This window comes from Streptomyces sp. RPT161, assembly GCF_027533845.1.
GTDB classification, from domain to species: Bacteria; Actinomycetota; Actinomycetes; order Streptomycetales; family Streptomycetaceae; genus Streptantibioticus_A; species Streptantibioticus_A silvisoli_A.
The window spans coordinates 47151-61083 of record NZ_JAPZVN010000024.1 but is presented as its reverse complement, the minus strand read 5'-3'; the positions used below and the strand labels follow the sequence as shown (position 1 = coordinate 61083).

General features: G+C 72.2%; 14 protein-coding genes. 12 read left to right on the top strand and 2 right to left on the bottom strand.

Annotation, left to right across the window (positions count from 1 at the left end):
• Positions 1 to 213 precede the first annotated feature (213 nt).
• The 3 genes from O5O46_RS30590 (at position 214) to O5O46_RS30580 (ending at position 2548) form a co-directional block, all read left to right on the top strand.
• The gene (locus O5O46_RS30590) at positions 214 to 1008 is read left to right on the top strand and encodes an SGNH/GDSL hydrolase family protein (protein ID WP_443072665.1); all 795 of its coding nucleotides are present in this window, start codon (positions 214 to 216) and stop codon (positions 1006 to 1008) included.
• A gap of 64 nt (positions 1009 to 1072) precedes the next feature.
• Positions 1073 to 2008, top strand: coding sequence for an NADP-dependent oxidoreductase (locus tag O5O46_RS30585; protein ID WP_269858877.1), 936 nt, complete (start codon positions 1073 to 1075; stop codon positions 2006 to 2008).
• 123 nt (positions 2009 to 2131) lie between these two features.
• Positions 2132 to 2548, top strand: coding sequence for an SseB family protein (locus tag O5O46_RS30580; protein WP_269858876.1), 417 nt, complete (start codon positions 2132 to 2134; stop codon positions 2546 to 2548).
• A 57-nt stretch (positions 2549 to 2605) separates the two neighbouring features.
• Here O5O46_RS30580 and O5O46_RS30575 read toward each other — a convergent pair whose 3' ends face one another.
• Positions 2606 to 2980, bottom strand: a complete 375-nt coding sequence (locus O5O46_RS30575; protein ID WP_269858875.1) for a DUF2795 domain-containing protein — start codon at positions 2978 to 2980, stop codon at positions 2606 to 2608.
• Positions 2981 to 3155: 175 nt separating this feature from the next.
• On the opposite strand from O5O46_RS30575, the gene O5O46_RS30570 reads away from it, so the two are divergent.
• The 9 genes from O5O46_RS30570 (at position 3156) to O5O46_RS30530 (ending at position 12971) form a co-directional block, all read left to right on the top strand.
• Positions 3156 to 3668 carry a F0F1 ATP synthase subunit B family protein gene (locus O5O46_RS30570; RefSeq protein WP_269858874.1) on the top strand — a complete coding sequence of 171 codons (513 nt, stop codon included), beginning with the start codon at positions 3156 to 3158 and terminating at the stop codon, positions 3666 to 3668.
• A gap of 176 nt (positions 3669 to 3844) precedes the next feature.
• Positions 3845 to 4084 (top strand): DUF6158 family protein, encoded by a 240-nt coding sequence (locus tag O5O46_RS30565; RefSeq protein WP_269858873.1) that lies wholly within the window; start codon positions 3845 to 3847, stop codon positions 4082 to 4084.
• 41 nt (positions 4085 to 4125) lie between these two features.
• A complete protein-coding gene (locus O5O46_RS30560) occupies positions 4126 to 5307 on the top strand; it encodes an aminotransferase class I/II-fold pyridoxal phosphate-dependent enzyme (RefSeq protein WP_269858872.1) in 1182 nt (393 codons plus the stop codon).
• Positions 5308 to 5380: 73 nt separating this feature from the next.
• The gene (locus O5O46_RS30555; RefSeq protein ID WP_269858871.1) at positions 5381 to 6454 is read left to right on the top strand and encodes an MBL fold metallo-hydrolase; all 1074 of its coding nucleotides are present in this window, start codon (positions 5381 to 5383) and stop codon (positions 6452 to 6454) included.
• 73 nt (positions 6455 to 6527) lie between these two features.
• A complete protein-coding gene (locus O5O46_RS30550; RefSeq protein ID WP_269858870.1) occupies positions 6528 to 6731 on the top strand; it encodes a cold-shock protein in 204 nt (67 codons plus the stop codon).
• A 166-nt stretch (positions 6732 to 6897) separates the two neighbouring features.
• Positions 6898 to 8121 carry an EfeM/EfeO family lipoprotein gene (locus O5O46_RS30545; RefSeq protein WP_269858869.1) on the top strand — a complete coding sequence of 408 codons (1224 nt, stop codon included), beginning with the start codon at positions 6898 to 6900 and terminating at the stop codon, positions 8119 to 8121.
• Complete coding sequence (efeB, locus tag O5O46_RS30540) at positions 8118 to 9341, top strand: iron uptake transporter deferrochelatase/peroxidase subunit (protein WP_269858868.1); 1224 nt, start codon at positions 8118 to 8120, stop codon at positions 9339 to 9341. The genes O5O46_RS30545 and efeB overlap by 4 nt, the downstream gene beginning before the upstream one ends.
• Positions 9342 to 9443: 102 nt before the next feature.
• Positions 9444 to 11324: a phospholipase C gene (locus O5O46_RS30535; RefSeq protein ID WP_269858867.1), complete on the top strand. Its 1881-nt coding sequence runs from the start codon at positions 9444 to 9446 to the stop codon at positions 11322 to 11324.
• A gap of 306 nt (positions 11325 to 11630) precedes the next feature.
• The gene (locus tag O5O46_RS30530) at positions 11631 to 12971 is read left to right on the top strand and encodes an amino acid permease (RefSeq protein WP_269858909.1); all 1341 of its coding nucleotides are present in this window, start codon (positions 11631 to 11633) and stop codon (positions 12969 to 12971) included.
• 16 nt (positions 12972 to 12987) lie between these two features.
• Here O5O46_RS30530 and O5O46_RS30525 read toward each other — a convergent pair whose 3' ends face one another.
• Positions 12988 to 13785 carry a methyltransferase domain-containing protein gene (locus O5O46_RS30525; RefSeq protein ID WP_269858866.1) on the bottom strand — a complete coding sequence of 266 codons (798 nt, stop codon included), beginning with the start codon at positions 13783 to 13785 and terminating at the stop codon, positions 12988 to 12990.
• Between the last annotated feature and the right edge of the window lie 148 nt (positions 13786 to 13933).

The following is a 13933-nucleotide window of genomic DNA, read 5'->3' as shown; positions in this document are numbered from 1 at the left end:
TGGTTGGCGTCCGGCACCGGCCGTTCCGCCGGCCGTGAACAGCGGGGTACGTGGCGGTCGTGTGCACGACAAGTGAAAACTTGGCGATATCGGTTGAATCATGGCGCACGCCTCTGTACCGCCCGCCCCGTCTGCGCCTTACTGCTGGGTAGGGCTCGCGCTTACCCGCGAGTACCACCCCCACTCTTCCGCATCACCCCGTGGAGGAACCCCGTGCGCAGACCATCCCTGCTCGCTGCCGCCGTAAGCCTCGCCGCGGCCGCCGCCATGACCCTCGGCGGCGCCCCCTCCGCAACCGCCAGCGGGGGCAACTTCGTTGCCCTCGGCGACTCCTACTCCTCCGGAGTGGGCTCCACCGACAACTACCTCAACAGCTGTGACCAGAGCACCAACGCCTACCCGTACCTGTACCAGCAGGCCAACTCGCCCAGCTCGTTCAGCTTCAAGGCGTGCACCGGCGCCACCGCCGCCGACATCGAGAGCGGCCAGCTGTCCGCCCTCAACTCCGGTACCACCCTGGTCAGCCTCACCGACGGCGGCAACGACGTCGGATTCTCCAGCGTCATGGAGAGCTGCGTACTGGGCGGGGACAGCACCTGCACCAACGCGATCTCGTCCGCGCAGAGCAAGGCCAGGAGCCAACTCCCCGGCATCCTGGACACGTTGTACTCGGACATCCGCTCCGCCGCCCCCAACGCCCATGTCGTCGTGCTCGGCTATCCCGAGTTCTACGACCTGTCCCGCTCCAGCGGCTGCGTCGGGCTCGACAACACCAAGCGCACCGCCCTCGACAAGGCCGCCGACCTGCTGGACAGCGTCATCTCCACCGAGGTCGCCAAGTACAGCGGCTTCACCTTCGCCGACGTACGCGGCTACTTCGCCGGGCACGAACTGTGCGACGGCTCGCAGTGGCTGCACGCGGTGACCTGGCCGATCTCCGACTCGTACCACCCGACGGCGGACGGCCAGTCGGGCGGCTACCTGCCCGCCTTCCAGGCCGCGCTGTAACCTCCGCTCGGCCGAACGGGTGGCGGGGGGATTGCTCCCCTCGCCACCGCTCGTTTTCGCGATCATGAAGGCAATCGTGATGCGGGCCTATGGCGGCCCGGAGAACCTGGAAATCGCCGAGGTACCGGAACGGAAGGTCGGACCCGATGACGTCCTCGTCCGGGTCAGGGCCGCCGGGGTCAACCCGGTGGACTGGAAGATCGGCAAGGGCTACCTCGACTCGATGCTGACCGTCTACTTCCCCTTCATCCCGGGCTGGGACCTGGCGGGCGTGGTGGAACGGGTCGGCCCCGGCGTCACCGAGTTCGCACCCGGCGACGAGGTGTACGGCTACGCGCGCATGGACTACGTGCAGCACGGCACGTACGCGGAGCTGGCCTCGGTCCCGCTGCGCACCCTGGCCCGCAAGCCCGCCTCGCTCGACTGGGTGCGGGCGGCCGGGCTGCCGCTGGCCGGGCTCACCGCCTACCAGTCGCTGCGCGCGGTCGGCGGTCCCGGCGCGGGCCGGACCGTGCTGGTGCACGCCGCGGCGGGCGGGGTCGGCAGCCTGGCCACGCAGATCGCGGTGGCCGCCGGTGCCCGGGTCATCGGCACCGCCAGCGAGCGCAACCACGACTTCCTGCGCTCACTGGGCGCCGAGCCGGTCGTCTACGGCGACGGGCTCGCCGACCGGGTGCGGGCGCTGGCCCCCGACGGAGTGGACGCGGCTCTGGACTACGTGGGCGGTGACGCGGTCGCCGTGTCCAAGCAGGTCGTGGTGGACGGCGACGGCAGCCGAATCGCCTCGATCGTGGACGCCGAGGGCGTGGCCAGGGCGGGCGGGCACCTCGTCTGGGTGCGGCCGGACTCCGCCGACCTGACCGCCCTCGGCGAACTCGCCGATCAGGGAAAGCTGACCGTGCACATCGACCGGGAGCTGCCGCTCGCCGAGGCCGCCGAGGCCTGGCGCGCCAGTACCGAGGGGCGCACCCGCGGCAAGATCGTGCTGACCGTGTCCTGAACCCGGTGTCCGTCACGTGTTTCTTTGCCCTGCGGGGCGCATGTCCTGTGCCTCCTCGGGTACGCGGCAGGTTCGACGCCGGGCGCACCGGGCGGCCGGCGACCGTATCCGAGGAGCGCCGCGATGACCGAGCAGAACGAACCGAACTCGCCGCAAGCGCGGGACGCCGCGCAGCAGGCACTGCACCAGCTCGCCACCGACAGCAACGATGTGGTGGCGCTGGGCACGCTGGCCGCCAGCGAGGTGCTGGTGCCCGTTCCGGACAACGTCGAATCCCCCGACGGTGAGCCGGGCGGCCTCCAACTGCCGGTGTTCGAGCAGAGCGACGGATTGCGCCTGGTACCGGTCTTCACCTCAGAGGATCGGCTCACCCTCGCCCTGCCGCAGGTCCACAGCTACCGCACGGTGCGGTTGGCGCTGCTGGGGCAGGGCTGGCCCGCGGACGACCTCGCGCTCTCCATCGACGCGGGGTCACCCGACACCCTCACCGTCCAGGGCCGGGGTGTACGCGCTCTGGCCACCCTGACGGGCGGCGGCTGACCACCCGCCGACCGGGTACGGGCGCCACCTCGCCGTGGGCGAGGTGGCGCCCGGCCGTCAGGCGGCGCGCCGGTGCAGCGCGTCCACCACTTCCTGCACGTTGTGGAAGGTGGTGTCGGCGGGCAGTGCCCGCGCCCGGTCGACGAGGGCGTCCGGGGCGTGCTGGGCGACCAGTTCACGGACCAGCGCGCTTCGCTTGGCCGGAAACTTCTTGCGCCCCAGGTGGCGTGCCAGCTCGAAGCGCAACGCGTCCTCCCCGCGCATACCGGTCGGTACGGGATGCGCGGCCACCGCCGGGTCGTCGTCGGCCAGGGGCTCGGGGTCGAACCACTCCGCCACCCGCGTCGCGTGTCCGGAGCGGATCAGCCCCTGCAACTCGTGCTTCATCTCGTCGTCACGGTAGACGCTGAGCCGGTCACTGCCTCGCTGCATGGTGTTCCTCCCGGTGTCGTCCTGTCTATCCGTCTTACCTCCCCCTGGCTTCGTATGCGTGGTCGAGCGCCGGACCGGCCCGCCCCAGGTCAGGGCGCGGCCGCGCGGGATCACGGTGCCGATGGGCCGCCACCCCGCCGCGAACGGCCGCGCGGGGCGTCAATACCCTTAGGCCATGGGACCGTTGAAGCCGGACACCACTGAGCTCGTCCTCGGGCTCGTCCTGTTCTTCGTCGTCTTCGGGATGTTCGGCCTGGTGCTCCTGCCGCGCATCGCGAAGGTCATCGCACAGCGCGAGGAGTTGATCGACGGCGGGCTGGCGAAGGCCGAGGAACAGGCCGCCGAGGCCGAACGCACAGCCGCGGAAGGGCGCGAGATCATCGCCGAGGCGCGCCGTGAGGCGGCCCGCGAGCGGCAGGGCCGGATCGAGGAGGGCACCGCACTGCTCGCCCGGATCCGGGAGGAGGGCGTACGGCAGCGCGAGGAGACCGTGGCGGCCGGTCTGGCGAAGGTAGCCGCCGACCGGGCCCTCGCGGAGGCGGAGCTGCGGCACGACGTGGGGACGCTCGCCGTCCAGCTCGCCGGACGCGTCATCGGCGAACCGCTTGACGAGACGGCCCGCGACAGCGCGTTGGTGGAACGGTTCTTCGCGGAACTGGAACAGCGCGAGGCACCCGTGACCGACTAGCGGGCGCCGCGTACTTCGGCGCCGGGTCCGCCGGACAGGCGAGCGGGCGTGCGGGGGCCGGTGGCCGTTGCGATACTGGCCGCGTCAGGGCTGGCCGCGGTTCCCCACGGGGACGCGCTTCGCGTGGGCGACCGCCGTGGCGGGACCGGAAGGACCGAGCCGGGAAGGACGCGCCCATGGCCGACTACAACGGTGTGGCACCCGAGCGGCTGGACGACCGCCTGCTGATCAAGGAACTGGAGGCCATCCACCGCACCCGGCACGAGACGCTGCTGTACGGATCGTCGGACGCGCTGCGGACGCACAGCTCGCGGATGGCCGCGCTGGAGGGCGAGTACCTGCGGCGTCACCCGCAGCGCCGCCCGGCTCCCGGCCGTACCAGGGCAGGCGCCCGCGCCCGCGCCGCCTGCGTCTGAGCCCCGTCCGTGGCCGCGACGCCCGCCGCATGGAGGTACGGATGCACCGCACGGCGGCTGGCTCCCCCTCCCGCCCCGATCCCGGGCTCCCCGCGGCCCCCGAGCTGGCCGACCGGTTCGCCCAGGCCCGGGACGCGCCGCCGCAGCCGACCGGCGGCGATGTCGCCGTGCGCACCGCGGCCTGCGGCTACTGGGGGCGGCGTGGGCTGGCCACCGAGCCGGACCGGGTGCTGCTCGCGCCGGGCCCGGCGCCGCTGCTGCTCGCCCTGCTGGCGGCGGTCGGCGGTGATCTGGTGGTGCCCAGTCCCGCGACGGCCTGGTACGCCGCGCAGGCGAGGGTGCTCGGCCGCCGGGTGCACCCCGTCGCGACCCCGCCCGAGTGCGGTGGCCTACCGGACCCGGTGGCGCTGCTGGAGACCCTGCGCCGGGCCCGGGAGGGCGGAGCGCAGCCGCGGCTGCTGGTGGTCTCCGTCGCCGACGACCCCACCGGCACCGTCGCCCCGCCCGAGCTGCTGCACGAGGTGTGCGAGGCGGCGGCCGCCGCCTCAGTGCTGGTGGCCTGCGACGAGACGTTCCGCGACACGCTGCACGACCCGCACACCGTGCTGCTCAGCCCGGCCGAGTCGTTCCCCCGGCAGACCGTGGTGCTCACCGACCTGGCGGGCGCACTGCTGCCGCCCTCCTGGCCCGCGGCCGTCGCGCGGTTCCCGCATGGCGAGCCGGCGGGCGCTCTGCTCGGCCCGGTACGCGATCTGCTCGACGCGCAGCGGGCGGTACCGGCCGCCCCCGTCGCCCAGGCCGCCGCACTCGCCCTGGCCGAGCCCGCCGCGCTACGGGAGCGCACCGCCGCCGCCGTACGGCTGCACGCCGCCGTGGCCGCCGCCGCGCACCGCGCCGTCACCCGACTGGGCGCGCTCTGCCTGCCGCCGCAGGCCGGACACCAGCTCTACCCCGACTTCGGCCCGCTGCGCCCGGCTCTCGCCGAGCACGGCGTCACCGGCCCGGAGGCGCTGGCCGAGCGGCTGCCGGGGGCCGTCGCGGGCCCCTGGTTCGGCGATGACCCGGCCGCGCTGCGGGTACGGATCACGACCTCGGTGCTGTACGGCGGCACGCCCGCCGAGCGGGAAGCCGCGCTGCACGCCGCGGAACCGCTGCGGGTGCCGCAGGTCGCCGAGGCGTTGGCGGCGCTCGGCACCGCCTTCTGCGAACTGACCGCCGCCTGAAATACCGTCAACGGGCGCCCCGCCCTCGGTCCCGTCCGGCCGCCGCAAGGTGCCCCCACCGATTGGAGCGTTGATGACCGATCAGACCGAACAGAGCGAACGGCCTGATCAGGCCGAGCGGCCCCATATCGGCCCCACGGCGCCGGAGGCGCCGCGACCCACCGGCGCGCCCGGCACCGACAGCCGTCCGCGGCCCATCGGTGAGCGGCGGGTCTGGCCGCGGTCCTTCGCCGCCCGTATGACCGAACCGCTCCCGGGTTTCCTGGAGATGTTCCGGGCCAGCCGCCAGGGAGGTCTGCGCCCCCGCCGTGAGGACCTCGCCGACCTGCCCAGGCTTCCGGTCCGGCCCGCCCGGCTGCCCGACGTGGACGCCCGGACGCTGGCCATCAGCTGGGTGGGACACGCCAGTTGGGTGGTGCGCGTCGGCGGCCTGACCGTGCTGACCGACCCGGTGTGGTCCCGCAGGATCCTCGGCACCCCTGCCCGGGTCACCCCGGTCGGCGTGGCCTGGGCGAACCTGCCGCCGGTGGACGCGGTGGTCATCAGCCACAACCACTACGACCACCTGGACGCCCCCACCCTCAAGCGGCTGCCGCGCGACACCGCGCTGTTCGTCCCGGCCGGGCTGGCCCGCTGGTGCCGCCGCCGCGGCTTCACCCGGGTCACCGAACTGGACTGGTGGGAAGCGGCCGAACTGGGCGGGGTGCGCTTCGAGTTCGTGCCCGCGCACCACTGGAGCAAGCGCACCCTGACCGACACCTGCCGTTCGCTGTGGGGCGGCTGGGTGCTCAGCGACCCTGCGGGGCAGCGGCTGTACTTCGCCGGGGACACCGGGTACGGACACTGGTTCCGCGAGATCGGCCGCCGCCACCCGGACATCGACATCGCCCTGCTGCCCATCGGCGCCTACCAGCCCAGGCGGCTGCTGCGCTCGGTGCACACCGATCCGGAGGAGGCGGTCCAGGCCTGCCTCGACGTGGGCGCGCGGGTGATGGCCCCGATGCACTGGGCGACGTTCCTGCTCTCCGCCGAGCCGCCGCTGGAGCCGCTGACCCGTTGCCGGGCGGCGTGGGTCGCCAGCGGGCGTCCCCGACAGGATCTGTGGGATCTGCCGATCGGCGGTTCGCGGGTGCTGGATGGCACCTGATCGTGGATGCTGTTGACGAGACCGCGGGCGGTGTGTCGAAGCCGCCGCGGCAGCGCACGAAAGGCCATGAGTGATGGCGACAGGCACCGTGAAGTGGTTCAACGCCGAGAAGGGGTTCGGCTTCATCACACAGGACGAGGGCGGCCCGGACGTGTTCGTCCACTACTCGGCCATCGAGGGCAGCGGCTACCGCTCCCTTGAGGAGGGCCAGCGGGTGGAGTACGAGACCAGCCAGGGGCCGAAGGGACCGCAGGCGGACCGCGTGATGCCCATCTAGGCCCGCCGGGACATGCCGGACAGGTGAAATCCCGTCGAATTCCCGGTTTCCCGGCCCCGCGCGCATAGGTGCGGAGCTGTCCGGCTCCCTACGATGAGCGGCGGCACCCCTGCCCTTCGCACTGGTGCCCACGCCGTTTACGTCCTGTGCCCGCTGGAGCCGCCGAGTGATCCGCCCACGAATACCGCGCGGTCGGCGTGGGCTGCTGTCGGCGGGCGGTGGGCTGGTGGCGGTCGCCGTGGTGGTCGCGGTGCTGGTGAGCGCGATGGACGGTGCCGGCCGGCCCGCGGCGCGGCAGAGCGCCGCGTACCCGGACGGGTTGCCGCACACCCGGGTGACGATGTCCGCGGGCGACTGCGGGCAGGGCTGGACCGACGGGCACGGCGGCGACCAGGTGTTCGACGTCCACAACGCCTCCAGCGGCCCCGCCGAGGTGGATCTGGTCGATCCCGGCACCGGTGCGGTCTACGGCGAGGTCGAGGGCCTGGCCCCGGGCACCACGCGCCCGCTCCAGGTCACCCTCGGCGGCGGCTCCTACGCCTTCAAGTGCCTGCCGGACGACGCCGACGCCGTGACCGGCCCCACGGTCCGGATCGCCGGTCACGCCGCCGCCGGACCCGCCGCGGTACCGGTCAGCCAACACGACCTGATCCCGCCCACCATCGCCTACCAGCAGTGGATCGGCGGCCAGATGGGCCGGCTCGCCGACAGGGTCGGCGCGTTGAAGGACGCCGTCGACAGCGGGGACCTCGACGCCGCGCGCGCCGCCTGGCTGCCCGCGCATCTGGTGTACGAGCGGATGGGCGCCGCGTACGGCACCTTCGGCGACGCCGACAAGGCGATCAACGGCACCACCGCCGGACTGCCGCAGGGCAGCTCGGATCCGCGCTTCACCGGCTTCCACCGTATCGAGTACGGCCTGTGGCACGGCCAGAGCGCCGACCAACTGCGCGGCCCCGCCGACCAGTTGGGCAAGGACGTGGACCAACTGCGGTCCGGCTGGTCGCAGGCGCGGATGGACCCCGCACAACTGGGACTGCGGGCGCACGAGATCCTGGAGAACACCGTTCAGTTCGAGCTGACCGGCCGGACCGACTACGGCAGCGGCAGCAACCTGGCCACCGCCCGCGCCAACCTCGACGGCACCAGGACCGCGCTCGGCTACCTGCGGCCGCTGCTGACCGCCGCCCGCCTCCCCCAACTCCCGCGGGTGGACGCCGCGTTGGACCGGATGCAGCACACCCTCGACGGGTTCGAAACCGACGGCCACTGGACCGCGCTGAACGCCCTCAGCCGCACCCAGCGCGAGCGGGTCGACGCCGACACCGGCGCCGCCGTGGAGCAACTCGCCGCGGTCGCCGCGGTATGCGATGTACGGAGGACGTCATGACCGGGCTGGACCGCCGCTTCTTCCTGCGCGGCGCCGCGGCCGCGGGGATCACCGGCGCCGCCACCACCGGTCTGGTGCGGGCCGACGCCGCGCAGGCCGCGCCGCTCGACGCGCCCTCCACCATCCCGTTCCACGGCGTCCACCAGGCGGGCGTCACCACCGCGTCGCAACGCCAGTGCGTGCTGGCCGCGTTGGACGTGACCGCGGCCGACCGGGGTGAACTGACCGATCTGCTGCGCACCATCACCGAGCGGGCCCGCTTCCTGACCGAGGGAGGTACCCCGCCGTCCCTCGGCATCACCGAGCCGCCCGCCGACTCCGGCACCCTCGGCCCACGACTGCCCGCCGACCGGCTGACCGTGACCGTCGGCGCAGGGGCCTCGCTGTTCGACGGCCGGTTCGGGCTGGGCGCCCGCAAGCCGCGCAGGCTGCGGGCGATGGACACCTTCCCGGACGACGACCTCGACCCGGCCTGGTGCCACGGCGACCTGAGCCTGCAACTGTGCGCCGACTCCACCGACACCGTGCTGCACGCGCTGCGCGACATCGCCCGGCACACCCGCGGCGGGGCACAGGTGCGTTGGCGGATCGACGGCTTCGTCAGCGCACCGCGCCCGTCCGGCACCCCGCGCAACCACATGGGGTTCAAGGACGGCACCGCCAACCCCGACACCTCCAACACCCGGGAGATGGACCGCCTGGTGTGGGTCCCGGCCAGCGGCTCGGGGGAACCGGCGTGGACCGCGGGCGGCAGCTACCAGGTGGTGCGGCTGATCCGGATGCTGGTGGAGTTCTGGGACCGGGTCTCGATCAGCGAACAGGAGCGGATGTTCGGCCGCCGCAGGGACAGCGGCGCGCCCCTGGACGGCGACGCCGAGAGCGACATCCCGCAGTACCCCCAGGACCCCAAGGGCGACGTGATCCCGCTGGACAGCCACATCCGGCTGGCCAACCCCCGCACACCGGCCACCGACGACCAGCGGCTACTGCGCCGCGCGTACAACTACGACAAGGGGATGGACTCCAACGGCAACCTCGACATGGGGTTGGTGTTCCTGTGCTACCAGCAGGACCTGGACCGGCAGTTCACCGCGGTGCAGAAGCGGCTGGCGGGTGAGCCGCTGGTGGACTACATCTCACCGTTCGGCGGCGGCTACTTCTTCGCCCTGCCCGGCGTGCGGGACCGCGACGACTGGCTAGGGCGCGCCCTCTTGACGTGAACTGTTCACTTCGATGTCATCGCAGTTCCGCCGTACCGCCCCGGCCGGCCACCAGCATCACCGGTCGGAACGCGGCATACCGCAGCTTACGGAGGGCATGGCATGACCGTCAGAGTGACACCGGCCGGTACCCGGCGCCGGGCGGCACGGTGGGGAGCACTGGCCGGAGCAGCTGTGCTGGCGGCGAGCGGCACCGCACCGGCGATCGCCGCGCCCGCCCACGGCGGACCGGTGCGCACCGCCACGCCGGTCAAGCACCTCGTCGTGATCTTCGACGAGAACATCTCCTTCGACCACTACTTCGCCACCTACCCCAAGGCGGCGAACAGCGACGGCACGAAGTTCACCGCGTCCCCGAAGACCCCGAAGGACACCAACACCCTCGCCAACGCGGGGCTGTTGACGAAGAACCCCAACCAGTACGCCCCGCAGCGGCTGAGCCCGTCGCAGGCGATGACCTGCGACCAGAACCACGACTACAGCCCCGAGCAGTACGCGTACGACGGCGGCAAGGCCGACCAGTTCGTGCAGAACACCGACTCGGGCAAGTGCTCGGGCAACCTGTTCGGCGAACCGGGCCTGGCGATGGACTACTACGACGGCAACACCGTCACCGCGCTGTGGAACTACGCCCAGCACTACACGCTCAACGACAAGTCGTTCGGCTCCGCCTACGGCCCGTCGACGCCCGGCGCGCTGGAGCTGGTCTCCGGGCAGACGCACGGCGTGGTCTCGGTGGACCCGGCCTCCGGCACCGAGCACCCCAAGCAGACCAAGACGCCCGACCCCTACACGGTCCAGTCGCCCAACGCCAAGGGCGTCGGCACCGTGATCAACGACCCGGACCCGGCCTTCGACGACTGCGCCAACAAGGACCACACCGCCAAGGACGCGCTGGCCGAGATGACCGGCCCGAACATCGGTGACCGGCTCAACGCCAAGGGCGTCAGCTGGGGCTGGTTCCAGGGCGGCTTCCGGCCCAGCACTCCGTGGAACGGCCGGCAGGGCTCGTACGCCCAGTGCAAGGGCACCACGCACACCAACGTCGGCGGCGCGGCGGTGGAGGACTACAGCCCGCACCACGACCCGTTCGAGTACTACCAGTCCACCTCGAACCCGCACCACCTCGCGCCCGCCTCGATCAACGAGATCGGGCACAACGGCCGCGCCAACCACAACTACGACCTCAGCGACTTCGACGCCGTGGTCAAGGCGGGCAGACTGCCCTCGGTCAGCTTCCTGAAGGCGCCGGCCTACCAGGACGGCCACGCCGGTTACTCCGACCCGATCGACGAGCAGCACTTCCTGGTCAAGGAGATCAACCAGATCCAGAAGTCGCCGCAGTGGCGCGACACCGCGATCGCGCTCGCCTACGACGACTCCGACGGCTGGTACGACCACGTCTTCGCGCCGCCGCTGAACGGCTCGAAGGACTCCGCCAAGGGTTCCGACGGCAAGGCGGTCGACAACCCCGCCTGCCAGGCCGGCCCCGCGCCCGCCGGTGGCTACGCGGACCGCTGCGGACCGGGCGCCCGGCAGCCGCTGCTGCTGATCTCCCCGTTCAGCAAGGTGAACAAGGTCGACCACACCCAGACCGAGCAGACCTCGATCACCAAGTTCATCGAGGACAACTGGGGCACCCGGCGCATCGGCGACGGCTCCTTCGACCAGCGGGCCACCTCGATAGGGGCGCTGCTCGACTTCAGGCACCCCAACGACCAGCAGGTGCTGCTGAATTCGGACGGCTCCGTCGCCTCGGTGAAGCCGATTCCGCCGTCGCACGGCGGCTCCGACAACTCCGGTGACTCCAGCATCTCTGACAACACCGGTAACGCCGCCAGCACCGACGACATCGCCCAGCAGCAGCTCGCCGAGACCGGTGCGTCCTTCCCGGCCCTGCCCGTCGGGCTGGCCGCCGGCCTGGTGATCGCCGCTGGCGGGGCCATCGCGTTCGGACTGCGCCGGCGCCGCGACGCCGCCTGATCCCGCCCGCCCGGACAGGGCGCACGGCTCGGAATCCCGGGCCGTGCGCCCTTTGGCGTTTCTGCGGTCCGACGGCGGCCGGACCGCAACATTTACCGTGCGCGGGGTCATGGCCCGAAACAACCGCAATCGATTTGTTGACGTGTGCGGACTGGTCCACCATGGGGACGCTCCGAACAAGGAGAACAACCTTCCGTCGTGTCATCGCCGGGACCGGTGCGACCGCACCGGCCCCGGCGATGTGCGGTGCGGCGGCGGGACGCAGGAGAGGCGCGTACACCCATGCACGACACCGCGAGCGAGACCATGGCCCCGCCGGCCGACCCGGCCGAGAACGGGACCCATCACGCGCGGCGTTTCGGGCTGCCCACCGCCACTGCTTTGGTGATGGGAAACATCATCGGCGGCGGCATCTTCCTGCTGCCGTCCTCCGTCGCCCCCTTCGGCACGCTCAGCCTGCTCGCCTTCGTGGTGCTGACGGTCGGCGCGATCACCCTCGCCCTGGTCTTCGGCCGCCTCGCCCAGCGCAACCCGCGCACCGGCGGACCGTACGTCTACGCCCGGGAGGCGTTCGGCGACTTCGCCGGGTTCCTGTCCGCATGGTCGTACTGGGTGATGACCTGGGTCAGTAACGCGGCGCTGGCGGTGGCCGCCGTCGGCTACATCGACGTGGTCTTCCCCGGCCACTTCTCCAAGTGGACCCACCTCGCGGTGGCGCTCGCCGCGCTGTGGCTGCCCGCCCTGGCGAACCTCGCGGGCACCCGCTGGGTCGGCGCGGTGCAGATCGTCTCCACCGTGCTGAAGTTCCTGCCGCTGCTGTTCGTCGCCGTCATCGGCCTGTTCTTCTTCGACCCGCACAACCTCGGCCCCTTCGATCCCAGTGGCGGCAACCTGCTCGGCGGGATCTCCGCCTCGGCCGCGCTGCTGCTCTACTCCTACGTGGGCGTGGAGTCCGCCGCGATGAGCGCGGGCGAGGTGCGCGACCCGGAGCGCAACGTCGGCCGGGCCAGCGTGCTGGGCACCATCGGCGCCGCGCTGGTCTACCTGCTCGGCACCGTCTCGGTGTTCGGCACTGTGTCGCACCGCGACCTGGTGAAGTCCTCCGCCCCCTTCTCCGACGCGGTCAACAACATGTTCGGCGGCCAGTGGGGCGGCACGCTCATCGCGGTCTGCGCGGTGATCTCCATCATCGGCGCGCTCAACGGCTGGACACTGATGAGCGCCCAGGCGCCCTACGCCGCCGCCCAGGACGGGCTGTTCCCGGCCGCGTTCACCAAGAAGCAGCGTGGTGTGCCGACCTTCGGCGTGCTCGTCGGCGTGGTGCTCGCCTCGCTGCTCACCATCGTCAACTACACGACCGGCGCCACAGGGGTGTTCAACATCCTGGTGCTGATCACCACGTTCTCGGCCACCGTGCCCTATCTGCTGGCCGCCGCCGCCCAGTTGTACTGGCTGGTCTCCGGCCGCCGCGAGCAGGTGCGGCCGGGTCGCTTCGCACGCGACGTGGCCATGGCGCTGGGTGCGTTCGGCTTCTCCATGTGGCTGGTCGCCGGTGCCGGATACGCGGCGGTGTACCAGGGCACGCTGTTCCTGTTCGCCGGTGTCCTGGTCTACGTCCTGATGAAGGGCCGCCGCGCCGGGCGTTGAGCCGCCGACGCGCCGGTCACGCGCGGCAGATGATCTCGCCGTGCAGGACGCTCAGCCAGCCGTCGGGGTCCGCGGACCAGGTGCGCCAGGCGGCCGAGATGCGGCGCAGGCCGTCCTCGGTGGCCATGCCGTCCCGGCGGGCCTGGTCGGCCATGGCCGAGTGCAGGATGCGGTCGGCCCACATGCCGCCCCAGTGGGCGCGGTCCGCGTCGTCGGCGTGGCACCAGGTGCTGGTGCTCGGCGTGATGTCGGTGAACCCGGCGGCGCGGGCCCAGGCCAGCATCCGCCGCCCGGCGTTCGGCTCACCGCCGTTGGCCCGGGCACATCGCTGGTACAGGTCCATCCACTCGTCCAGCGCGGGCAGTCGGGGATACCACACGAAGCCGTGGTAGTCCGAGTCCCGGGCCGCCACGATGCCGCCGGGCCTGCACACCCGGCGCATCTCGCGCAGCGCCTGGACCGGGTCGGCCACGTGCTGGAGCACCTGGTGGGCGTGGACCACGTCGAAGGTGTCGTCGGCGAACTCCAGCGCGTGCACGTCGGCGGTGCGGAACTCGACGTTGTCCAGGCCGCGTTCCGCGGCGACCCGGGCGGCCGACTCCAGCACACTCTCCGCCGTGTCGACGGCGCTCACCCGTCCGGGGGCGACCAGCTCGGCCAGGTCGGCGGTGATCGTTCCCGGGCCGCAGCCCACGTCCAACAGCCGCATGCCGGGCCGCAGATGACCGATCAGATACGCCGCGGAGTTCCGCGCGGTGCGCCAGCGGTGCGAGCGCAGTACGGACTCGTGGTGTCCATGGGTGTACGCGGCCATGGTGAGGCTCCCTTCGGAAGATTCCCTGCCTTCGGTCCGGTAGCGGCAGAGTAGGCCGATCTCGCAATTCGGGACAGGTCATTCCACATCATGGACATCTCTTCGCGGGCTCGGTGGCCGCGACGGTGGCGAGCGGTCGACGTTTCCC